The following is a 22,374-nucleotide window of genomic DNA, read 5'->3' as shown; positions in this document are numbered from 1 at the left end:
AGTCGGGCGTGACATTACGGCCCCCGCGAGCGATCGTTCCAAAAGAGAGCACTGCAACGGACGGCAGGATGGGACGAACATTGGTCGAGAGGGCCGAAGAAACTCCCCGAGTGTCACGCCCGGGCGCTATGACACCGGACCTCACCATCGGCGTGGTCGGACCCCACGACCTGGTCGAGCGAGTCATGCTGATGGGTCATGCCGCGGCTCCGCTGCCGTGTCGCCTGGTCGCGGCCGCATACCGCGACGAACAGGAGGCGCCCGACAAGGTGACGCGGCTCGGACCCGGAGTCGACGCATGCTTGTTCGCCAGCCCGGTCCCTTATGACCTGGCCAGGCGTTCCGGTGTGCTGACGATGCCGGCGACGTACGTCCAACTCGGCGGAGCAGCACTGGTGGCGGCGTTGGCCAAGGCCGCGCTCGACACTCGCATCGACCCCCAGCGGGTCAGCATCGACGTGGTGAGCAGGGCCGATGTCGAGGAGGCGTACACCGACCTCGGCATCCCCGCGACGGACGTGCACAGCCGCGACGAGCCGGGAGCCACCGGCACGATCGCGGCCTACCACGAACGTCTGGCCAGGCAGGGGGCCACCTCGGGAGCACTGACGTGCCTCCCCGCGGTGGCCGAACGCCTGCACGCCGCGGGCGTACCGGTCATCAGGATCAGGCCGACCTCGGCGGCGGTCCGCACGGCGCTGCACACCGCGGCGTTGCTGGGGGCACACCACCGGCTGGAGGAGTCACAGCTCACCGTGGTGCTGGTGGAGGTGCCGACGCTGCGCGAACCCGTGCGCCGCGCGGCCCCCCGCTACTGGCGCGACGAGCTGCGGCTGTCACTGCATCGGCTCCTGGTCCAGGAGGCGAACCGGATCAACGCCACCGTCTGGCCCATCGACGATCACAGCTATCTGGTTACCGCTACCAGAGGCTCGATCGCGGCGGCGACGGACGGGTTCAGGGTGTTGCCGTTCGCGGCCAGGATCAGGGACGAGCTGGGACTGGCGGTCGAGGTCGGCGTGGGCATGGGTCGCACGACGCATGACGCGGAGTCGCACGCCCGGGCGGCACTGGCCCGCACGCAGGCGGGCAAACAGGCACAGGGATTCGCGGTGGATCGCGAGGGGCGGGCACTCATCCCGGCCCCCCGGATGCCACCGACCGGGTCCAACGCACTCAAACCGAAGGGGGTGGAAGTACTGGCCCGGCTCGCGGCCAAGCTCGAAGGCGGAGACACCGTGGTGGACGCCGAGGGCGCGGGCAAGATGCTGGGAGTGACGCCGCGTACGGCTCGGCGGTTGCTGCGCACGTTGGTTGACGAGGGACTCGCGTGGCCGCTACCGCCGAACCGCACACCGCAGCCTGGCCGTCCGCGCCAGCTGTACCGGCTGATCGTGGAGAAGCTCGGGCCCCGATGAGGGTCCGGGACTGAGCGTTTCGGTGCCGGGCCGCCTCTCGGCACCGAGCGTCACGGGCGGGGTCCGCGCCCGCGGGCACTTCGTGCTGCCCGCCGTACGGGCCTGAGGCGTCTCTTGAGGCTGGAAACGCTCCTGGGGCTGGTCTGATGCCCGGCGGGGAGCCGCCGCCCCTCTGTGTGCATTACGGAGTCGTGTGTGACTGTTGTGGGCTTTCGTATGACCTGGGGAACAGGATGGCATTGACAATCGATGTCATCTTTGCGAACTCACGCATTGACTCTTGTGAACTCATTGGTTGACCCGTGTAGATCCGGGTATGTTCTCCAGTGCCCCCGATCGACGGGATTCGGACGGGGGCGCCAATTCTTTCAGGCGTCGATCTTCCGCCCTCGCGCGCGTTCTGGCTGTGTGTTTCTGGCCGAGGCGTCGCGGTTTCGTCCAACACCACGTGGCTCGGCGCGTTTCCGCAGGTCGGAGGCCGGAAGTCGTGGTAGGGAAGCGGCCGGTTTCGGGCTGATTCGTCCGGTGTTGCGGGCCGTGCGCCGTCAGCAGGCGCAGGCGGCGCCGGACACCGGCGCCGTGAGGGCGTCCACGGGGCGCCGGGTGACGCCCGAGGCGGTCTCCACCGGGAAGCCCTCCCTCGCCCAGTACTCGAAGCCGCCGATCATCTCCTTGACCCGGTAGCCCAGCTTCGCGAACTCCAGGGCCGCTCTGGTGGCGCCGTTGCACCCCGGGCCCCAGCAGTACGTCACGACCATGGCCTCACCCGGGACCAGGCCGGGCGCCCTCGTGGCGATCTCGGCGGTCGGGAGGTGCACGGCGCCCTCGATGTGGCCCTGGTCCCAGCTCTCCCGGCTGCGCGAGTCGACGACCACGACGCCGGGAGCCCCGGCGGCCAGGTCGGCGGCCACGTCCGAGACGTCGGTCTCGAAGGCGAGGCGGGCGGCGAAGTGGGCGAGCGCGGCGGCGTTGTCGGACATCGGGGGATCGTTCCCTTCGTAGCGGGTGACTGCGAAGGATCGTGTCACTTTCCGCAGGTAGGAGGACAGTGGCGTGAATGCCGCTGATCGCTAATATCCCGCCAGAGTGCGATGTCTGATACCTGCGAGAGTTCTGTCGGGGTCGCCCGGTACAGTCATGAGCCATGCGTACGGACACCACTGACAGCCGGCCCACAGTCCTCGTCTGGGGCGCCCTGGCGGTCGTCTACGTGGTCTGGGGTTCGACGTACCTCGGGATCGGCGTCGCCATCGAGTCGATCCCGCCGATGCTCAGCGGGGCCCTGCGGTTCATCACCGCCGCCGCCCTGCTCGCCGGTTTCCTGCTGGTCCGGTCGGGGCCGTCGGCCTTCAGGATGTCGCGCCGGCAGTTCCTGGGCGCGGCCGTCGTGGGCGTGCTGCTGCTGACCACCGGCAACGGGCTGCTGGCGGTGGCCGAGCAGTACATCTCCACGGGCCTGGCGGCGCTCCTGGTGGCCTCGGTGCCGCTGTGGCTGGTCGTGTTCAGGTTCGCCGTGCGCGACCGTCCCAAGACGCTCACGCTCGCGGGCGTGCTGGTCGGGCTCGGCGGGGTCGCGGCGCTGTCGCTGACCGGCGCCGACGGCGGCAGCGGCGTCGGGATCGTGGTGGTCCTGCTCGGCTCGGTGTCCTGGGCCGTGGGCTCGTTCCTGTCGAGCAGGATCCAGATGCCCGCCAACGCGCTGGCCACCAGCGCGGTCGAGATGGTCGTGGGCGGCGCCGGGCTGCTGGTGCTCGGGACCGGGGTCGGCGAGCGGCTCGACGTGTCGGCCGTCACCACCAGATCGTGGGTGGCGCTGGCCTACCTGGTGCTGGTGGGGTCCCTGATCGGGTTCACCGCGTTCTCCTGGCTGCTCGGCAACGCCCCCATCTCGCTGGTGTCCACCTACGCCTACGTCAACCCGGCGGTGGCCGTCGCGCTCGGCGCGCTCATGCTGGACGAGCCGATCACGACCCAGGTGGTCGTCGGCGGCCTGGTCATCCTGGCCGGCGTGGCGCTGGTGATCTCAACCGAGCGGAAGCGACCGAAGCGCGTCCTCGAAGACGTCGACGGTGGCGGCGACGTCGGCCTCGGTGTGGGCGGTGGACAGGAACCACAGCCCGCGCGGCACCATGTTGACCCCGCGGTCGAGCAGCGCGGCGTGTAGGCGGGTCATCATGGCGCGGTCGGTCCCGGCGAAGTCGCGGTAGTCGCGTACGGCGGGCGCGTCGGTGAAGTACGTCTGGAAGACCGGCCCCGGCCCGTCCACCAGCATCGGGACGCCCACCTTGGCCGCGGCCTCGCGCAGGCCGGTCATGAGCTGCCGCCCCCGCGCGTAGAGGGTGCCGTAGACCTCCTCGCGCTCCTCGTCCAGGATGCGCAGGGTGGCCTCGGCGGCGGCGATGCCGACGGGCTGGGAGTTGAACGTCCCGGCGTGCGCGACCTTGCCCGAGGAGATGGCGTCCATCACGGCCGCCCGCCCCGCCAGCGCGGACACCTGCATGCCGCCCGCCATCGCCTTGCCGAAGACCGACAGGTCGGGGCTGACGCCGAGGTACTCCTGGGCGCCGCCGGGGGCGAGCCGGAAACCGGTGATGATCTCGTCGAAGATCAGCAGGCTGCCGTGGCGGTCGCACAGCGCGCGCACCCCCTGGAGGTAGCCGGGGTCCGGCTCGATGGCGCCGGTGTTGCAGAGCACCGGCTCCGTGACGACGGCGGCGATCTGTCCCGCGTGCTCGTCCATGAGGCGGGCGAGCGCGTCCAGGTCGTTCCAGGGGCAGATCACCAGGTCGGCGGCGGGCGGCTGGCCCGCGGTGCCGGGGACGGGGCGCGGGTGGTCCTGCGGTCCCGCGTCGTCCAGGGACGGGTGCACGCTGTAGAGGACCGGGTCGAGCCAGCCGTGGTAGTGGCCCTCGAACTTGAGGATCTTGGGCCGTCCGGTGAAGCCGCGTGCCAGGCGCCAGGCGGCGTGCGCGGCCTCGGAGCCGACGGTGTTGAAGCGGACGCGCTCCGCCGAGGGCACCATCGCGCACAGCCGCTCGGCGACGCGGGCCTCCGCCGCGTGCTGGGCGGAGTAGACGATGCCGCGGGCCACCTGCGCGGCCACGGCCTCCACCACGGCGGGCGGGCAGTGGCCGAGCAGCGCCGGGCCCTGGCCGAGCACGTAGTCGGTGTAGACGTTGCCGTCGACGTCCCAGAGCCTGGCTCCCGATGCCCTGTCCACGTAGAGCGGCACGCCCGCGGTGCGGCGGGCGTCGCTGGAGACGCCGCCCGCGATGTAGCGCTGGGCATTGGTGTAGAGGTCGCGGCTGACGTCCAGAGTGCGGGTCATGCCGACCATCAAACGGGGGCACCTCGCCCGGCCACAAGAAAGAGAGCAAGAAGCGGGTCTAAGCGCAAATTTCGGTGCTTGTGGAGGTCACAGGGCCTTGATGGGCTTACGGACATGTTTCTTGGACGCATTCGGCGCACCCCTTCCGGTCCCGTCGAGCTGGTGGCCCGGCGCGCGCCCGGCGAGCTCGTGAGCCTGGCCGACCTCGGGTCCGACCCGGTGGCGGCCCTGGACTCGTACGGGCTCGACCGCCTGACCGAGCTGGTGGCCGGCCACGACGGCCCCGCCTTGGACGAGAGCGCGGTGATCTTCGAGCCGCCCGTCGCCACCTGCACGAAGATCTGCTGCCTCGCGCTGAACTACCAGGAGCACGCGGACGAGAGCGGCCTGGAGGTGCCGCCGGAGCCGGTGCTGTTCTTCAAGCCGCCGTCCGCGCTCGTGGGCCACGGCCACCCGGTCGTCGCCCCCGCCCGCACCCGCCACCTGGAGCACGAGGTGGAGCTGGCCGTGGTCATCGGCAAGGTGACCAGGGACCTGCCGGCCGAGCGGTGGCGTGAGGCCGTCGCCGGATACACCGTGATCAACGACATGACGGCCCGCGACCTCCAGCTGGCCAACATCGCCCGCAACGTGCCGTGGGACCAGTCGAAGGGGTTCGACACCTTCGCGCCCGTGGGCCCGTACCTGGCGACGGTGGACGAGGTGCCCGATCCGCAGGAGCTGGAGCTGACCTTGGAGGTGGACGGCGAGGTCAGGCAGCGGGCCAACACCCGGCAGATGGTCTTCGGGCTGCCCCGGCTCATCGCCGACCTGTCCGACGGGATGACGCTGATGCCCGGGGACATCGTCGCGACCGGCACCATCGCCGGGATCGCCCCGCTCAAGGACGGCGACACCATGCGGGCCACGGTGGAGGGAATCGGGACGCTGGTGAATACGGTCAAATTTCGGTCCGCCTAAAGTAGAGGCATGACCTACGCCGTGGCTGCCCTGGTGGACATCGACGACTTCATGGTTTCCGAGAAGACCCGTGGCCGGCCGTGGGCGCTGCGCCAGCTCCAGCGCGCCGACCACGCGGTGCGCTCCGCCGCGAGCGCCCGCCGCGACGCGACCTGCCACCCCCGGCCCCCGGAGGAGTGGCTGATCGTGTTGTCGGGCGCCGACCCGGGCGCGCTGATGTCCGACGCGGAGGAGCTGGCCGAGGAGCTGCGGGCCAGGATCGTCCGCGAGACGGCGTGGACGGCCACGGTCAGCCTGGGCGCGCCCAGCCTCGAACACCTCGCGGCGGAGCGGGACGCCAGGCGGGTCAACGACTACAAGCTCGTGCTCGGCGGCGACCGGGTGATCGCGCCACCCGCGCACGAGAGCGCCGCGCCGGCGCCTCCGGTGCGCATCGAGCAGGAGCTGACCAGGCGGGTCCGCGCCGGTGACCGCAACGGCGCGGCGGGGCTGCTGGCCGGGTGGGTGGACAGGTGCGCCAGGGAGCCCGGGGTCGACCCGCGCACGCTGCGCAACTGGCTCATCGGCCAGCTGCTGTTCGTGGTGGACGTGGCCAACCGGAGCAGGCTGGCCGACGGGTCGACGGACTGGGTGGAGGCCTGCGCCCGGCTGCCGATCGAGGACATCGTCATGGTCGGAGACATCCACGAACGCTCCTACCTGCACTTCTGGCTGCGGGAGACGCTGGGCCGTCTCATGCCGGCCGCGCCCCGCCGTGACGTGCTCGCGCTGGCCGAGGCGTACCTGGCGGAGCACTACACCGATGCCGGGCTGCGCCTGGCGACCGTGGCGGAGGCCGTGAGCGCGAGCCCGTACTACATCTCGCACCTGTTCGCGGAGGAGCGGCGGACGACGTTCCTGCGGCACCTGACCGGGCTGCGGCTGCGGCACGCCCGCCGGTTGCTGGCCACCTCGGCGCTGCCGGTGGACGTGGTCGCCGCGCACACCGGCTACCCGACCGCGAAGGCCCTGCGCAGCGCGTTCCGGCGGTACGTCGGCTGCTCCCCCACGGAATACCGCAGGGCCGGGCTCCGGCCCGAATCGTGACCAGGAGGACGCGCATGGACCTGGCGATCGACGGCGGGCAGACGGGCCTGCGGATCGGCCTGGCCGAGTCGGGGCGGATCCGGGAGATCCGCGAGCTGCCCGGCCTGTCGTACGCGGAAGGCTCCCCGGCCGAGGCCGTGCTGGAGCGGATCGGGACGGGATGGGGGCCACTCGGCACCGTCTGCCTCGGGCTGACCACGATCCTGGACGACCCCGGCAAGCTGGCCGCCCGGCTGCTCTCCATGGCCCGCCGCGTGCTGATCACGACCGACGTGGTCACCTCGCACGCGGGGGCGTTCGCGGGCGGCGACGGCGTCGTGCTGGCCGCGGGCACCGGAGCGATCGCACTGGGCGTGGGTGACGGCATCCGGCAGGTGGACGGCTGGGGCTACCTCTACGGCGACGCGGGCAGCGGCTTCTGGATCGGCCGCCGCGGCCTCGACGCCGCCTTCCGGGGCTTCGACGGGCGCGCGGAGCCCGGCCCGCTCACCGAGCGCGCCCAGGCCGTGTTCGGCGACCTGGCCGGCCTGCCCGAGCGCCTCTACCTGGCTCCCGACGCGGTGGCGCGGATCGCGCGCTTCGCCGTCCACGTCCTGGAGCTGGCAGGAGACTCGGGCCGCGTCCTGGAGCCGGCGGGAGACTCGGGCCGCGTCCTGGAGCCGGCGGAAGACCGGAGCCGCCCAGATCCCACGGCCCGCGCCATCGCCGAGGAGGCGGCCCGCGAGCTGGCGGGCACGGTGGTGGCAGCGGCCCGCTGCCTCGCGAAGGAGGCGGCGGTGCCCGTCGCGTGGACCGGCCGCCTGCTGCGCGACCCCGGACTCCGCGCCGGCTTCGAGGCGGAGCTGGCCCGGCTGCTCCCTCAAGCGACCCTCCGGCCTCCCGCGGGCGACAGCCTCGCGGGCGCCGCCCTGCTGGCCGGCTCCACGGGGCCGAGCCGCTACGAGACGATGATCAGAACGGCGGAACGATGAGAGTGGGACACGGCACCGCCGAGCTGCCCGTGCCGGACGGCACGCCGATGGGCGGTTATATCGACCGGCCGGGGCCGTCCACGGGCCTGGCGGACCCGCTGTCGGTCAGCGCGGTGACCTGGTCGGACGGCGGGAGACGGTTCGCGCTGGCGATCGCCGACGTCATCTGCGTCAACGAGGACCTCGCCGCGCGGGCCAGGCAGGCGGCCGGGTGCGAGCTGTGGCTGGCGGCGAGCCACACCCACGCGGGGCCCGAGACCGGCTGCGTACCGGGCGGCGGGCCGACGCCCGAGCCATGGCTCGGCCGGCTCACCGAGGCGGTCCGCACGGCCGTGCGGCGGGCGATCGAGGCGGAGCGGCCGTGCGAGGGCATGGCGTACCGCGGCGAGCTGCACGGGGTCGGCGCCGACCGGAGCAGGCCGGGGGCGCCGGCCGTGGTGCCGCTCGACCTGATCGCCGTGCGCGACGGCGGCCTCGCCGGGGTGCTGGCGGTGCTTCCCGTGCACCCCACCGTGCTGCCCGCGGCCAACCGCCTGGTCAGCGCCGACCTGGTCGGAGCCGTACGCGCGAGCCTGCGGCGGCGGCTCGGCGAGGACGTCTGGGTGGCGGTCGCCACCGGCGCGGCCGGCGACATCAGCACCCGCCACACCCGGCGCGGCCAGGACGCGGCGGAGCTGCGACGCCTGGGCGAGCTCGTCGCGGACCGCTGCGCCGAGCTGCTGGCGGGTCCGGGCACCCCGCTCTGGCGGGCCGGACCCACCGGCGTCTCCTGGGCCACGCGACGGCTGACGCTCGAACCCGCCGCCACGACGGCCGACGAGGCGGCCCTCCTCGCCGGGTACGAGCAGGCCGCGGCGTCGGGTGACCCGGTCGCCACCCGCCTGGCCCGCAGCAGGCTCGAAGGGCTGCGGGCGCGCACCGCACCCCCCGTCCGGACCGGCGTGGACGTGAACGTCGCCCGCCTCGGCGGGCTCTCCCTCGCCGGGCTGCCCGGCGAGCCGTTCCTCGCCGTCGCCGAGCGCGTCGCCGACCGGCCGGGTGAGCCGACCGTGGTCCTGGGCTACGTCAACGGCTACCCCGGATACCTGCCGACGGCCGCCGCCTACCGGCGTGCCGAGTACGAGGTCCTGGCCAGCCAGGTGGCCCCGGGCAGCGCCGAACTCATCGCCGAGACCGCACGAAACCTGCTGGAGGATCTGTGATGGACCAGAGCTCGTACGCGCTGATCGCCGGATCGGCCGTGGACCGGCTGCTCACCGCCGAACGCGACGCGATCCGACAAGCAGGCGCGCTGGTCTACGCCTCGTTGCGCGCGGGCGGAGTGCTCCAGGCGTTCGGCACCGGCCATTCGAGGTCCGTCGCGCTGGAGCTCACCGGCCGGGCGGGCGGCCTGGTGCCGGTCAACCAGCTCGGCATCCGCGACCTCGCCTACTACGGTGACGCCTCGCCGCGCGACCTCCTCGACCCGAAGATCGAGCGTGAGCCCGGCCTCGCCGCACGCGTCTGGGAGCTGGCCGACATCCGGCCCGACGACGTCTTCGTGATCATCTCGAACTCCGGCGGCAACGCGGCGATCGTCGAGATGGCCCGGCTCGCGGTCCGGCACGGGCACCCCGTGATCGCGATCACCTCTCGCGCGCACACCGCCGCGGTGGCCGTCGAGGAGCGGCTGGCCGACCTGGCCCAGGTGGTCATCGACAACGGGGCGCCGTACGGCGACGCCACGCTGCCGCTGCCGGGCGGCGGCAGCGCCTGCGGCGTCTCGACCCTCACCGGCGTGCTGGTCGCGCAGCTCCTGGTCGCCGAGGTCGTCGGCCGCTTCCTCGCGGCCGGCGAGCCGCCGCCCGTCTTCAAGTCGGCCAACACCCCGGGCGGCGACGCGCACAACGCCCTGCTGCTGGACAGGTACGGCCCGCGCGTGCGCCTCGGCGACGCCTAACTCCGCACGAGCCGGTACGGCTGGCGGGGCCGGCCCGCCTGGGTGCCCTTGACCGGAGGCATGGGCCAGGCCAGGCCCTCCTCCGCGAGGCTCTGCAGCACCCGACGGGCGCTGCGCGGGGAGATCGACAGCACCTCCGCGACGATCTCGGCGTCGACCACCATCGAGTCGCCGTCGTGCAGGCCCTCCACCAGGCGTTCGAGCAGCTTGGCCGCCTTGGTGGCGACGATCGGCTCGGTGTCCTGCCGCTTGCGCCGGCGTACCGGCAGGGACAGCACGGTGCCGTCGCCCCCGACCAGGTACGCGGCGGTCGCCCCCGCGTTGCGGGCCTTCTCGACGGCCGCCATCGCGTTGGCGTCGGCGTCGCGGGCCGTGCTGCCGAGCCCGACGCCGACCTCGACGTCGACCCCCACGTCGGAACGGATCCGGTCCATGAACGGCGCCATCCTGAACCCCTCGGTGGCCTGGCCGAGCGCGCCCACGGTGGCGGTGACGACGTAGCCGTTCTCGTCGCGGGGAGCCACGGTGGCGCCCATCAGCCGCGCGTCGGCGAGCAGCGAGCGGTGCAGCGACAGCTTCAGCTCCTGCTGCCAGTAGTTGCCCGGCCCGGAGTAGCTGGGCTTGGCGGAGGCGGCGAGCTCGACGACCACGATGGCGATCTGCGCGTCCTCCAGCCTGCTGCCGGTGCCGAGCAGGGCGGCGGTGTTGAGCGCGAGGCGCAACGTGTGGGAGGTCGGCAGCAGGCGCAGCACGGGCACGCCGGCGGCGCTCAGCTTGTTGGCGACGCTCCTTATCGTGGTGAGCGCCGCGGTGGTCTCGCCCTGGCGGTAGAGCTCCTCGTGGAAGGCGCCGAAGCCGCGCGCCGACTCCGGCCGGTCGTACTCGGAAAGGTGCACGCCGGCCGTGCTCACCCCGATCTCGCCGTACGCCTCGTCCACGTCGGCGGCGGGCAGCGAGTCGATGCTCACCCTGGCCGGGTCGATCCCGTGGGTGAGCACCCCGCGCAGCAGGCTGGCGTACAGGCTGGCCCCGCTCATGGGCACGAACGTGGCGGGGACGGTCAGCTCGCCCGCCTGCCTGGCCAGGTCGTGCTGGAGGGGCCCGGTGAACAGCACCACGTCGATGCTGTCGGCGATCCGCGAGAACTTGTCGTAGGTCTCGTGCTCCTCGGCATGAGGCGCGCCGAGCAGCCGCCAGTCGGCCGCGGCCGGCAGGCCGGCGCCGATCATCATGATCTGTTCGACGAGATCGTGCGGTCCCACGACTCCGATCGTCACCCTGGGCCGCGACTCCGAACGCAGCCGGTCCATGATCTTGATCACCCCAGTCCGGATCTCCACTGCAGCAAGCGGGTCATCGTCGCACCGAGCACCGCGGCCTGGTCCCCCTCTGCGAGGCCACTGAAGATTACCCTCCCCAGCGAGATCCGAAGATCGATGAAGGGGAAGTCGGACCCGTAGACGACCCGGCCGGCACCGAGCTCCCGCACCATCCTGGCGATGTCGGGCCCGGTGTTGAAGGACCCGCACACCTCCAGGATGACCCCTGGGCGCCGGTGCGCCACCTCGATGGCCCGCTCGATGCCCAGCGGGGTCGCGCCCGCGTGCCCCGCGATGATCACCACGTCGGGGTGCTCCGACGCGACCGCGTCCACCGCGGCCAGGTCGTTGTAGGGGGAGCCGTCGTAGGTGTGGGTGAGCACCGGGCAGCCGGTACGCTGCGCGAACTCCCACACGCCGGCGTAGCGCCTGCCGGTGAGCGGGTAGTCGTGCAGGTCGGGGTGGAGCTTGATGCCGCCGAAGCGCGGATCCGCGCTCCACCTGGCCAGCTCGCCGTCGGGGTCCTGCCAGGGGTTGATCGTCAGGTATCCGGTGAAGCGGTCCGGCGCGCGCTCCACCGCCTCGGCGGTCGCGGCGTTCCCCGCCGCCGCGTCGAGCTGGATCGCCAGGTGGCTGGAGATGACGGCGTGCGCCACGCCGCACCTGTCCATCACCCGGACCATCGCGTCGGGGGACGCCTCGGGGATGAAGAACAGGCTGTAGGGGCCGGAGTGCGCGTGCGCGTCGACGATCCGGACGCTGGTCTGCGGGCGGCGCTGCCACAGCGCCGAGGTGATCGCGTTCACATCGCCCCCACGGGCAGCAGTTCCAGCAGGGTGCCGGCGCCGATGGCGGCCACGGCCGCGTCGTCGAGCTCCGCCCACAGCAGCCGGGTGACCGCCTCGGCGGGGTCCCTGAGCGGCGCCCCCGTGCCGAAGACGAGGCGGCGCTCGCCGTACCGCTCGACGAGCCATTCGAGGCCGCAGTGCGAGGACAGGTTGGCCAGCCCCAGGTAGACGTTGCCGGTGCGGGAGAGCACCCCGGCCGCCTGCCTGAGCTGGCGGTAGCCGATCGCGCCGACCACGACCCGCAGCTTCGGGTGCGCGGCGGCGACGGACTCGACTGCGGCCCAGCCGGTCTGGGCCGCGTCCACGAGCAGCGGCAGCCCGGCCTCGGCGACGGCGGCGAGCATGGCCGCGCAGTCGCGGCCGGCGAGGTCGTAGCCGTGGTCGGCGGGGTAGGCGCGGACGGCGCACACCCCGCCCTCCAGCGCCCCGGTCACGAACTCGTCCGGCGTGCCGGTCTCGCCGCAGGTGCCGGGCAGCATCACCCAGCAGGGGCGCAGCCTGGAATGGTCGGCGACCAGGCCCAGCAGCTCCCTGTTGCCCGTCGCGGGGTCGTGCAGCCACGACAGGGTGTGGCTGACCACGGCCTCCGCGATGCCGAAGCGGTCCATCCTGTCCAGCGCCTCCGTGATCGAGCCCGTGCCCACGTCCCTGCGGGGATAGCGGCCGAGCATCGCGTCAGCGTCGATCAGCATGAACCGTCCAATCTTCGGGGACACAGGGGGGTTGGTCGCGGTAGGGGAAGATGCCGACGGTGAACCTGCCGTCGGCGCGCCGCAGGCCGAGCGAGTGGATCTCGCCGTACTCGGCGGTCCTGGTGGCGGGGTCCGGGATCCTGGCCGGGCCCGTCCCGTACACCACCTCGTCGGGCGGTTCCAGCGGCACCACCAGGATCCCCGGGCCACGGGTGCCCGCGAACCCGCCGTCGCGCTCGACCCACGGCGACAGGCCGTGGATCTGCCAGATCGCCTCCGCGTCGATCCGGTCGGTGACGATCCAGTACGGGTTGTCGCCCTTGACGAAGACGATCTCCCGGTCGTGCCGCGCGCTGTAGCCGTGGTGGTGCCCCGCGAAGACGTCGGCCCGCGCGGAGACGGAGAACAGGTCACAGGCGGCGCGGCGGTCCTCGGTGTAGCCCTCGCCCGGGACGAGCAGCGTGTTGTGCGCCCTGGTCGCCTGGTACCAGTCGTAGTAGCCGGGGTCGTCGTAGGACGGCGGGCCGCCCCCTTCCCAGGCCAGCGGCACGCCCCAGCCCGACAGCACGAAGTCGAGCGCCGCGTGGTGGCTGTGCGGTTCGAGCTCGTGCCCGACATAGGGGCCGTAGTTGACGACGGTGTGGAAGTCCCCGTGGCGGAAGGTGGCGTAGCCGCTGGCCTCCAGGTTGTGCGAGCCCTCGGCCGGCCCGACGTCCTGCGGCCAGATCAGGCCGCTGTCCTGCAGATGGGGCACCCAGCCGCCGGACGTCGTCAGGACGCTCAGCCAGCGGTACATGGCCTGGCGGCGGGGGTGCCGCGCGAGCGCGGGCTCGACGGCCACGGCCCGTTCGAGGTTGTCCAGGCACATGAGGTGGTAGCTGGGCGAGCGCTCGTGGTGGCCGCCGTCGGCGCGCACGTCCTGTTCGAGGTGCTCCAGGATGCGGGCCATGGCGACCTCGGCCCACTGCTCCGCCTCGGGCAGGTCCGCGAACACCCTGGCCGTGTGCAGCAGCTCGCACGCGTTGACGAACTGCCAGTTGCCGTGGCGGAACTCGTCGTGCTCCTCGGCCGACCACCTGGCGCCGCCGACGACCGTCTTCATCATCCGCAGCCAGCACTCGTCGCTCAGCGCGGGCTCGTCCGCGAAGACGGCCAGCGCCTCGGTGACGTACATGGCGCGGGCGCGGACGCCGAGCGAGTACCAGACCACGTCGAGCCCCGGCCAGTCGCCCTCGACCCGGTCGCGGTCGTCGTACCACTGGCGGAACAGGCGGTCCCACTCGGCCGCGTAGCGGGGGTCCCCGGTCCCGGCGTAGGCCGTGATCAGCGGGGACATCCAGCGCAGGTAGTGGAAGCCGTACAGCAGCGAGCGGCCGTGGCCCTTGTCCAGGAAGTCGACCTCGATCCCGAGCAGGGCGTCCGCGCCCTCCGCGCCGAGGGCCGCCGGGACCGGCCGCCGCCGGCGCCAGGCCCTGGCCTCGGCGACGCCGCCCGCCCCGAGCGTTTCCAGCAGCGCCTCGTCGGTGATGTGCCGCATGCGCGTGGGATGCACGTGCGGCGGTTTCTCTACGAACATGTCACCGGCCGGCCGGTGCGGGCGGACTCGTGCGCGGCGGCGAGCACGGCGGTCACGTGCCGCGAACTCTCCACGCTGACCAGCGGCTCGGCGCCGGTACGGGCGCAGTCCACGAAGTGGTGGATCGCGTCGCGGTAGGCGCCCGCCGGGATGCCGTGCACGACCCGCTGGAGCATGTTGCGCGGGTAGGAGTAGGACTTCTCGGTGGCGAGCTGGATGTTCTCCTTCTGCCGGTCGAGCTGGATGACGCCCGACTCGCCGGCCACGGTGATGTAGCTGTCGACCATGGTCGGGAAGGTGTTCGGGTAGATCCAGGCCGACTCGAACGTGGCCACGGCGCCCCGGCTGAAGCGGGCCTGGATCTGCATCGCGTCGGGGGTGTCGATGCCCATCCCGCGCAGCTTGCCGTGGCGGGCGGTGGCGAAGACCTCCACGACGTGGTCGTCGTAGAGCCAGGTGACCAGGTCGATGTCGTGGCTCGACAGGAACCAGGCGCAGGTCGTCCGATCGGCCCAGCCGATCATCTCGGTGGGCACGTGGATCGTGTCGTCCTTGCGGGCGTAGCCCACGACCGGCTCGCCGATCAGCTCCATCTGCTGCTTGGCCTGCGCGTACGCGGGCACCCAGCGGTGGTTGAACAGGCACATCGCGGTGACGCCCGCCTGCCGGATCGCGGCCACGGAGCGGTCGGCGTCCTCGACCGTGGTCGTGAACGGCTTCTCGACCAGGATGTGCAGCCCTGCCTCCGCGGCCGCCACCATCACGTCCGCGTGCAGGTGGTCGGGGGTGGTGATCGACACGGCGTCGACGGTGCCGGAGTCGATCAGCTCCCGGTAGCCCGGATAGACGGCCGCCTGCGGGGCGGCGTCGAGAGGACGGCGCGCGACGGCGGTGACCTCGGCGTCCGGGTGGGCGGACAGGACTTCGGCGTGGCCGCGGCCCATGATCCCGGCACCGACGATCCCGACTCTGAGCTTAGGCAAGTGCGTCATTCCATTGCTTCTCTGCGGCGTCGAGCGCCTCCTTGGCGCTCTTGGATCCCTGGAGGAAGGCCCTGATCTCCTCGGACAGCGACTCTCCGAGCTCGGCGTCCTTGGCCGTGCCCAGCGGGACGTACTCCAGCTTCGGCAGGCCCTTGACGATCACCCGGCGGGCGACGTCCATCGGGGAGTCGCCGGTGATGTCCGAGAAGAAGACGTCCTTGGTGGAGGAGATCGTCGAGGGGTAGATCGGCACCAGCTTGCAGAACGCGAGCTGGTTGGCGCCGTTGGTGAAGAACTTGACGAACTCGGCCGCCGCCCGCTGGTGCTTCGACGCCTTGGGGATGGCCACGGTCTGCTGGGCGAGCAGCAGGTACCCGCCGGTCCCGGTCTGGACGGGCTCGGTGACGAGCAGGTCCTTGTAGACGTCGGGGGCGTTCTTCTCGACGTTGACCAGCGTCGCCGCGGACGCGCTCGCCGCCATCGCGATCTGGCCGTTCTCCAGGGTCTGCGGGTAGTTCCGGACGTCCTTGGAGATCGATCCCGGCGCGATGCCGTGCTTGTCGTAGCTCGCCTTGAACGTGTCCAGCAGCTTGGCGACCTCGGGCGTGTTGAACGTCGCCTTCTTCTTGTCGGCGCTCAGCAGTTCGATGCCGTAGTAGCGCAGCACTGAGGCGGCGTTGACGCCGGGGATGTCGTTGCTGCCGTAGACCTTGGTCTCGGCGTAGACCTTGTCGGCCAGGGCGAGGGCCTCGGCGTAGGACTTGGGCGGGGCCTTCTCGTCGAAGCCCGCCTTGCCGACGACGGACTTGCGGTAGATGCCCACGGGCGTGCCGCCGTTGTACCAGGGCACGGCGTACAGCTTGCCCGCCACGCGCAGCGAGTCGACCAGGTTCGGCTGGAAGTCGGCGAGGTCGGCGGGCTTGAGCAACTCGTCGAGAGGGGCCAGCGACGGGGTGAACCGGCCGAGGTCGGAGGAGGCGATGTTGACCGCGTCGGGGACGTCGCCGCTGGCGACCGCGGCGAGCAGCTTGGTCGCGATGTCCTGCCCGGGCACGTCGACCCACTTGACGGTGACCTTGGGGTGCTCCTTCTGGTACTGGGCGATCAGCCCGTCGATGTAGGAGCCGAAGTTCTTCTTCAGGTTGATCGTCCAGAACTCGACCTCCCCCTCGAACGGCTGGTCGTCCGCCTGTCCCCCCGACGTGCTGCCCGACGTTCCGGCCACGCAGCCGGACGACATGAGAGCCAGCGCGAGCGCGCCTGCCCCCAACGCTCTTCTCCTCGACATCGGGGGACCTCCTGAGAATTATGGCCGTCCTTAATAATTCTTTCGGCACAATGACACTCCGGTGCCGAGTCGTCAAGGGTCCCTGCTCAGATCGGCTCTTGACGGTCGAGATCGGCCATCTATAGTCTGCGTCCAAATTCTGGCCAACTCTTATCGAGGCTTTGGGCGTCACTATTAAAGACCGAAGGATGTGAGGCCGGTGGCCGCCAGCCGGATCCCAGGGCAGCGCTGGTACACGCCGTACCTCTTCCCCTTACCGGCCCTGGTGCTGTTCGGGGTGTTCTTCGCCTGGCCGGCCGTCACCGCCGTCCAGCTCTCCTTCACCGACTACGACGGCGTCAGCCCGCCCGTCTTCACCGGACTGGACAACTTCGTCAAGATCCTCGGGGACGCCAGGTTCTGGACCGCCCTGCGCAACTCGCTCGTGTTCCTCGTGGGCCTGTTCCCGCTGCTCGTCGTGCTCCCGCTGCCGCTGGCCGTGCTGGTGAACCAGAAGCTGCCCGGCATCAGGACGTTCCGGATGCTCTACTACCTGCCGGTCGTGACCTCGATGGTCGCGGTCGCGGTGGCCTGGAACTACGTCTTCCACCAGCAGGGCGTGGTCAACTGGCTGCTCACCGGCCTGGGCATCCTGGACGAGCCCATCCAGTACCTCCTCGACCCCGTCTGGGCGCTGCCCGCGCTGATCCTGGTCGAGGGCTGGAAGAACATGGGCGTCTACATGATGGTCTACCTCGCGGGCCTCCAGACGATCCCGTCGGAGCTCTACGAGGCCGCCAAGATAGACGGCGCCAACGGCTGGCACCGGATGCGGCGCATCACCGTCCCGCTGATGGTCCCCTACATCGCGGTCACCGTCACGATGGCCATGCTCGACGCGATGCAGGCGTTCACGACCGTCTTCGTGATGACCAAGGGCGGCCCGCAGGACGCCACCCTGATGCTCGGCTACTACATCTGGGCCGAGGCGTTCGAGAAGTACGACATGGGCTACGCCAGCGCCGTCGGCCTCGTCCTGTGGGTCCTGCTGATCGTGATGGCCCTGCTCAACTATCGGCTCACCAGCGGAAGGAAGGACGAGCGGTGACTCGGAGGCTCGGCTGGTGGGTGCGCCGCGCGGGCATGTACGTGCTGCTCACCGCGATCGCCCTGGCGTTCGTCGGCCCCTTTCTCATCCTGCTGTCGGCGGCGTTGAAACCGGCCGGCCAGGCCGTCTTCTCCTTCCCGCCGGACATCATCCCCCGGCCCCCGGTGCTCACCTGGGCCAAGGAGGCGTGGACGGCCATCCCGTTCCCGCGCTACCTGCTCAACTCCGCGTTCCTGGTGGCCGTGATGGTGCCGCTCTACATCCTGGTGTCGGCTCTGTGCGCGTACCCGCTGGCGCAGATGGCCTTCCGCGGCCGGAGCCTGATCTTCTTCGCGATCCTCGCCACCATGTTCCTGCCCGGCGAGGTGATGCTGCTGCCGAGGTTCCTGGTGGTCTCCCAGATCGGGATGGCCGACGGCTACCTGGGCGTGATCCTGCCCGGCCTGCTGTCGGCGTTCGGGATCTTCCTGCTCCGGCAGACCTTCGCCGGGGTGCCACGCGAGGTGGTGGACGCCGCCAGGACCGACGGCTGCCACGAACTGCGCATCTTCTGGCACGTCATGCTGCCGGCCGCCCGCCCCACCCTGGCGATCCTCGGCGTCTTCGGCTTCATCTCGGTCTGGAACAGCTTCATCTGGCCGATGGTCGTGCTGAAGGACTCCTCCCTGTATCCCATCTCGCTGGGGATCGCCTACCTGGCCGGAATCACCGGCACCGACATCCGCAGCCTGGCGGCGGGCACGATCATCTCGATCCTGCCCGTGGTCGTCTTCTTCATGATCATGCAACGACACGTCCTCGAAGGCATGCGCGGCGCGGTCAAGAGCTGACGCCGCCCGTTGTGAAAGGGTCATCCATGCTTACTCGCCGCCAATTCGGCGTGGGCGCGCTCTCCCTCGGCGCCCTGGCAGCACTGCCCGGCACGGCCCGCGCCGCGGCAGGCTACGACTACACCGCACGCGAGACGTTCGACCTGTTCGACAAGGTGTTCCACGAGAGCGGCAACGCCGGCCAGCCCACCGACACCAACGAGGCGGGCGGTCTCGGCTGGGGCGCCTCCTACGTGATGGCCGCCTACATCAGGATGTACGAGGCCTACCACGACACCACCTACCTGGACCGGCTCATCCACAACGCCGACCTCGTGCTGGGCAACCGCGACTCCGAGCGCGGCGTCACCGACTACCGCGGCCTGTCCCTGCCCGCCTGGCGCAGCCTCGTCTACAGCGCGGGCGGCGTGAGCCTGCTCGACGCGTCGGGGCAGCCGCTCCTGGAGGTGCGCAGCGCGCTCGTCAACGTCAACGACGCGGTGGCGACCGTACGGGCGGGCACCTCGGACGGGCGGTTCACCCTGGAGGTGAACAACCCCGTCAAGAGCAAGGTGTCCACCTTCACCGACCTGAGTATGGACCCCGCCAGCCCCGACTACGCGGTGAAGCGGATCCTCGACGCCTACCCTTCGCCGACCATGGTGACGGCCAAGGACCTGCGTCCCTCGCCGGCGGGGGCGGCGATGCCGGCGCTCGGGACGTTCAAGCTGGCCGCCGCGCCGGTGATCTTCTCGGTGCACACCGGCATGATCACCTACCCGCTCGCGTCGTTCGTCCGGATCGTCCGCCGGGACCCGCGCCTCTTGCGCAACGCCCGCTACCGGGCCAAGGCCGCCGAATACCTGAAGGCGTGCCGGGACGCCGCTGCCGCGCACGACCCCGAATGGGTGGCGGACGGCTACTACATCTGGCCCAAGGGCATGCCCGTCCCCTACGACGGCGTCGAACAGCCGATCAACCAGAGCGTCGCCCTCGGCCAGACGTACGCGGAGCTGGCGGCGGCGACCCGCGACCCGTTCTTCCGCGACCGCACCCGCCGGCTCGCCGCCACGTTCGCCCGCGACCTCAAGACCAACGACAAGGACGCCTACTACTGGCCGTACTGGCCCAGCTTCGGCAAGCTCTACAGCGGCTACACCAAGGCGGACGGCGTCTCCGAGTGGACCCCGTCCTACGGCACCCCGCCCAAGGGCGGGCAGCAGATCGAGGACCTCAGCCACGGCGGCATCGACGTCGAGTTCGCCGCCGCCGCGCACCGGTTCGGCCTCGCCTTCACCGACGCCGACATGGGTCGCTTCGCCCGCAGCTACACCAAGAACATGGCCACCACCGACAACGGCGTGGCGACGACGTTCCTGCGGGTGGACGGCACCGGCGGCCTGGCCGCCGCCGGGCAGTACCTGCAGGCGCCGCGCTACATGCCGGTGGCCCAGTGGGACCCGGCCCTGTTCACGCACGCGCTGGCGGTCTACGCCGACCACGCCGTCCAGTCGCAGTACGGCTCCACGCTGCTGTCGGTCGCCTACCTCAACTGGCAGCCCCGCCGCTGATCAGCCGCTGATCAGCCGCTGATCAGCCGCGGAAGGCCGCGGCGGCGGTGAGGAACGCGTCGTTCGCCTCGGGGGAACCGATGGACACCCGCGCGCCCTCCCCGGCGAACGGCCGCACCGCCACGCCCTCCACGGCGCAGGCGGCCGCGAAGTCGAGGGTGCGCTCACCGAGCCTGAGCCAGACGAAGTTGGCCTCGGTGGGCGGCACCGTCCAGCCCTGGGCGATGAGCGCCTCGCGGACCCTCGTACGCTCCTTGACCACGTGCTCGACCCGCTCCAGCAGCTCGTCCTCGGCCTTGAGCGAGGCGATGGCCGCCACCTGGGCGAGGTGGTTGACCGCGAACGGGATGATCGTCTTGCGGATCGCCGTCGCCACGGGCTCGTGCGCGACCAGGTAGCCGACCCGCAGGCCCGCCAGCCCGTACGCCTTGGAGAACGTGCGCAGCACGCAGACGTTCGGCCGGTCGCGGTAGACGGTGAGGCCGTCGGGGACGTCCTCGTCGCGCACGTACTCCCGGTAGGCCTCGTCCAGCACCACCAGCACGTGCTCGGGCACCCGGTCCAGGAACGCCTCCAGCGCGCTCCGGCGGATCGAGGTGCCGGTCGGGTTGTTCGGGTTGCACACGAACACCATGCGCGTGCGCTCGTTGATCGCCTCCGCCATGGCGTCCAGGTCGTGGTCCTCCCCGGCCAGCGGCACCATGACCGACTTCACCCCGGCGAGGTCGGCCAGCAGCGGGTACGCCTCGAACGACCGCCACGCGTAGACGACCTCGACCCCGGGCTCCCCGATCGACTCGAACAGCTGCTGCGCCACCGTGACGGACCCCGCGCCGAGCGCGATGTTGTCGGCCGGCACCCCGAACCGCTCCGCGATGGCCTCCGTCAGCCCGACGGCGCCGGGGTCGGGGTAGCGGTTGATCTGCCGCGCCCCCTCGGCGATCGCCTCGACCACGGACGGCAGCGGGTCGTACGGGGATTCGTTGGAGGACAGCTTGAACGACCGGCCGTCGGGGGTCGCTACGACCTTGCCCGGCTTGTAGGCGGCCATGGTGTCCAGGATGTGGCGGAAACGAGGCATACCCCAACCATATGAGGCCAGGCAGGCCGAGGCACCACCTGGCCTCGCGGTGTGCCGGGGTCCGGTCTCGCCGGACCCCGGCGCCTGCTCTCAGACGAGCGAGCGCACCACCACGGTCTGGTCGCGGCCGGGGCCCACGCCGATGGCAGAGACCGGGGCGCCGCTCATCTCCTCCAGCGCCCGCACGTACGCCTGCGCGTTCGGCGGCAGATCGTCGAAGTCCTTCGCGCTCGTGATGTCCTCCTGCCACCCCGGCAGCTCTTCGTAGATCGGCACGGCGTGGTGGAAGTCCGTCTGCGTCATCGGGATCTCGTCGTGCCGCACCCCGTCCACGTCGTACGCCACGCACACCGGGATCCGCTCCAGCCCCGACAGCACGTCCAGCTTGGTGAGGAAGTAGTCGGTGATGCCGTTGATCCGGGTCGCGTAGCGGGCGATGACCGCGTCGAACCAGCCGCAGCGGCGGTTACGGCCCGTGGTGACGCCGTACTCCCCGCCCGTCTGGCGCAGCCACTCGCCGACCTCGTCGGTGAGCTCGGTCGGGAAGGGGCCGGAGCCGACCCGGGTCGTGTACGCCTTGAGGATGCCGATGATCTTGGTGAGGCGGTTCGGCGGGATCCCGGCCCCGGCGCAGGCGCCCCCGGAGGTCGGCGAGGAGGACGTGACGAAGGGGTAGGTGCCGTGGTCGATGTCCAGCAGCGTGCCCTGACCGCCCTCCAGCAGCACGAACTTGCCCTCGTCCAGCGCCTTGGAGAGCACCAGCGAGGTGTCGGCGATGTGCGGCTTGAGGCGCTCGGCGTAGGCGAGGTACTCGTCCAGGACCGCCGTGGGGTCGATGCCGCGGCGGTTGTAGACCTTGGTGAGCACCTGGTTCTTCTCGCCCAGGGCGACCTCGATCTTCTTGGCCAGGATGCCGGGGTCGAGCAGGTCCTGGACGCGCACGCCCATACGGGCGATCTTGTCGCCGTACGCAGGCCCGATGCCGCGGCCCGTGGTGCCGATCCTGGCCTTGCCGAGGTATCGCTCGGTGACCTTGTCGAGGGCCTTGTGGTGCGGCATGATCAGGTGCGCGTTCGAGGAGATCAGCAGGCGCTCGGCGGAGATGCCGCGCGCGGCGAGCCCGTCGATCTCGCTCAACAGCACGCCGGGGTCGATGACCACGCCGTTGCCGATCACGGGGACCACGTCGGGCGACAGGATTCCCGTCGGTAGAAGGTGCAGCGCGTATTTCTGGTCCCCGATGACCACGGTGTGTCCCGCGTTGTTGCCACCCTGATAGCGGACGACGTAGTCGACGTCGCCACCGAGCAGGTCGGTGGCCTTGCCCTTGCCCTCATCGCCCCACTGGGCGCCTACGAGAACGGCAGCCGGCATGGTTCAGTCTCCCGTGCACAAAACGAAAACCCCTGGCGCAAGCG

At 71.3% G+C, this 22,374-nt stretch carries 19 protein-coding genes and 1 pseudogene; 10 read left to right on the top strand and 10 right to left on the bottom strand.

The features are described 5' to 3' along the window. The first annotated feature begins 128 nt into the window (after nt 1-128). Complete coding sequence (locus tag AB0J87_RS45180; RefSeq protein ID WP_185069825.1) at nt 129-1,418, top strand: GTP cyclohydrolase IIa; 1,290 nt, start codon at nt 129-131, stop codon at nt 1,416-1,418. A gap of 545 nt (nt 1,419-1,963) precedes the next feature. Here the strand turns inward: AB0J87_RS45180 and AB0J87_RS45175 are convergent. Then, entirely contained in the window at nt 1,964-2,398 is a 435-nt protein-coding gene (locus tag AB0J87_RS45175; protein ID WP_363977160.1) for a rhodanese-like domain-containing protein, read from the bottom strand. Nucleotides 2,399-2,562: 164 nt separating this feature from the next. Here AB0J87_RS45175 and AB0J87_RS45170 point away from each other — a divergent pair, with 164 nt between their 5' ends. Further along, on the top strand, nt 2,563-3,582 hold the full coding sequence (locus AB0J87_RS45170; RefSeq protein WP_363977158.1) for an EamA family transporter: 1,020 nt from the start codon (nt 2,563-2,565) through the stop codon (nt 3,580-3,582). Here AB0J87_RS45170 and AB0J87_RS45165 read toward each other — a convergent pair. Then, a pseudogene (locus AB0J87_RS45165) lies at nt 3,517-4,746 on the bottom strand (aminotransferase class III-fold pyridoxal phosphate-dependent enzyme); the annotation flags it as partial. The gene AB0J87_RS45170 and the pseudogene AB0J87_RS45165 overlap by 66 nt on opposite strands. 114 nt (nt 4,747-4,860) lie before the next feature. Between AB0J87_RS45165 and AB0J87_RS45160 the strand changes: the two are divergent. Genes AB0J87_RS45160 through AB0J87_RS45140 form a run of 5 tightly spaced genes read left to right on the top strand, consistent with a single transcriptional unit; the run spans nt 4,861 to nt 9,702 of the window. Then, nucleotides 4,861-5,706 carry a fumarylacetoacetate hydrolase family protein gene (locus AB0J87_RS45160; RefSeq protein ID WP_363977155.1) on the top strand — a complete coding sequence of 282 codons (846 nt, stop codon included), beginning with the start codon at nt 4,861-4,863 and terminating at the stop codon, nt 5,704-5,706. 9 nt (nt 5,707-5,715) lie between these two features. Further along, nucleotides 5,716-6,792, top strand: coding sequence for an AraC family transcriptional regulator (locus AB0J87_RS45155; RefSeq protein WP_363977152.1), 1,077 nt, complete (start codon nt 5,716-5,718; stop codon nt 6,790-6,792). Nucleotides 6,793-6,806: 14 nt separating this feature from the next. Then, a complete protein-coding gene (locus tag AB0J87_RS45150; protein WP_363977149.1) occupies nt 6,807-7,763 on the top strand; it encodes a BadF/BadG/BcrA/BcrD ATPase family protein in 957 nt (318 codons plus the stop codon). Continuing rightward, nucleotides 7,760-8,965, top strand: coding sequence for a hypothetical protein (locus AB0J87_RS45145; RefSeq protein WP_363977146.1), 1,206 nt, complete (start codon nt 7,760-7,762; stop codon nt 8,963-8,965). The genes AB0J87_RS45150 and AB0J87_RS45145 overlap by 4 nt, the downstream gene beginning before the upstream one ends. Further along, nucleotides 8,965-9,702 (top strand): SIS domain-containing protein, encoded by a 738-nt coding sequence (locus AB0J87_RS45140; RefSeq protein WP_363977143.1) that lies wholly within the window; start codon nt 8,965-8,967, stop codon nt 9,700-9,702. Before AB0J87_RS45145 ends, AB0J87_RS45140 begins: the two co-directional genes overlap by 1 nt. Here the strand turns inward: AB0J87_RS45140 and AB0J87_RS45135 are convergent. The 6 genes from AB0J87_RS45135 to AB0J87_RS45110 are packed head-to-tail and all read right to left on the bottom strand — an operon-like array spanning nt 9,699 to nt 16,408. Further along, a complete protein-coding gene (locus tag AB0J87_RS45135) occupies nt 9,699-11,042 on the bottom strand; it encodes a GTP cyclohydrolase IIa (RefSeq protein ID WP_363977140.1) in 1,344 nt (447 codons plus the stop codon). The two genes, AB0J87_RS45140 and AB0J87_RS45135, sit on opposite strands and share 4 nt — an antisense overlap. Beyond that, the gene (locus AB0J87_RS45130) at nt 11,021-11,827 is read right to left on the bottom strand and encodes an amidohydrolase family protein (RefSeq protein WP_363977137.1); all 807 of its coding nucleotides are present in this window, start codon (nt 11,825-11,827) and stop codon (nt 11,021-11,023) included. Before AB0J87_RS45130 ends, AB0J87_RS45135 begins: the two co-directional genes overlap by 22 nt. Further along, nucleotides 11,824-12,561: an amidohydrolase family protein gene (locus tag AB0J87_RS45125; RefSeq protein WP_363977134.1), complete on the bottom strand. Its 738-nt coding sequence runs from the start codon at nt 12,559-12,561 to the stop codon at nt 11,824-11,826. Before AB0J87_RS45125 ends, AB0J87_RS45130 begins: the two co-directional genes overlap by 4 nt. Beyond that, nucleotides 12,545-14,098 carry a heparinase II/III family protein gene (locus AB0J87_RS45120; RefSeq protein WP_363977131.1) on the bottom strand — a complete coding sequence of 518 codons (1,554 nt, stop codon included), beginning with the start codon at nt 14,096-14,098 and terminating at the stop codon, nt 12,545-12,547. Before AB0J87_RS45120 ends, AB0J87_RS45125 begins: the two co-directional genes overlap by 17 nt. Before the next feature lie 29 nt (nt 14,099-14,127). Then, on the bottom strand, nt 14,128-15,129 hold the full coding sequence (locus tag AB0J87_RS45115; RefSeq protein WP_363977128.1) for a Gfo/Idh/MocA family oxidoreductase: 1,002 nt from the start codon (nt 15,127-15,129) through the stop codon (nt 14,128-14,130). Then, nucleotides 15,113-16,408, bottom strand: coding sequence for an extracellular solute-binding protein (locus tag AB0J87_RS45110; RefSeq protein WP_363977125.1), 1,296 nt, complete (start codon nt 16,406-16,408; stop codon nt 15,113-15,115). Before AB0J87_RS45110 ends, AB0J87_RS45115 begins: the two co-directional genes overlap by 17 nt. A gap of 199 nt (nt 16,409-16,607) precedes the next feature. Between AB0J87_RS45110 and AB0J87_RS45105 the strand changes: the two genes are divergently transcribed. The 3 genes from AB0J87_RS45105 to AB0J87_RS45095 are packed head-to-tail and all read left to right on the top strand — an operon-like array spanning nt 16,608 to nt 19,875. Then, nucleotides 16,608-17,495 carry a sugar ABC transporter permease gene (locus AB0J87_RS45105; RefSeq protein ID WP_350732609.1) on the top strand — a complete coding sequence of 296 codons (888 nt, stop codon included), beginning with the start codon at nt 16,608-16,610 and terminating at the stop codon, nt 17,493-17,495. Beyond that, a complete protein-coding gene (locus tag AB0J87_RS45100) occupies nt 17,492-18,325 on the top strand; it encodes a carbohydrate ABC transporter permease (RefSeq protein WP_350732611.1) in 834 nt (277 codons plus the stop codon). The genes AB0J87_RS45105 and AB0J87_RS45100 overlap by 4 nt, the downstream gene beginning before the upstream one ends. Before the next feature lie 26 nt (nt 18,326-18,351). Beyond that, nucleotides 18,352-19,875: a hypothetical protein gene (locus AB0J87_RS45095; protein ID WP_363977120.1), complete on the top strand. Its 1,524-nt coding sequence runs from the start codon at nt 18,352-18,354 to the stop codon at nt 19,873-19,875. A gap of 22 nt (nt 19,876-19,897) precedes the next feature. Here AB0J87_RS45095 and hisC read toward each other — a convergent pair whose 3' ends face one another. Continuing rightward, nucleotides 19,898-20,956, bottom strand: coding sequence for a histidinol-phosphate transaminase (hisC, locus tag AB0J87_RS45090; protein ID WP_363977117.1), 1,059 nt, complete (start codon nt 20,954-20,956; stop codon nt 19,898-19,900). A 90-nt stretch (nt 20,957-21,046) separates the two neighbouring features. Beyond that, a complete protein-coding gene (locus AB0J87_RS45085) occupies nt 21,047-22,330 on the bottom strand; it encodes an adenylosuccinate synthase (RefSeq protein ID WP_355202845.1) in 1,284 nt (427 codons plus the stop codon). Nucleotides 22,331-22,374 lie beyond the last annotated feature (44 nt).

The organism is Nonomuraea sp. NPDC049625 (genome assembly GCF_040675285.1).
In the GTDB taxonomy this organism is placed as follows: Bacteria; Actinomycetota; Actinomycetes; order Streptosporangiales; family Streptosporangiaceae; genus Nonomuraea; species Nonomuraea angiospora_A.
Note: the sequence above shows the minus strand (reverse complement) of the source record. Positions and strands in the feature narration are given on the sequence as shown.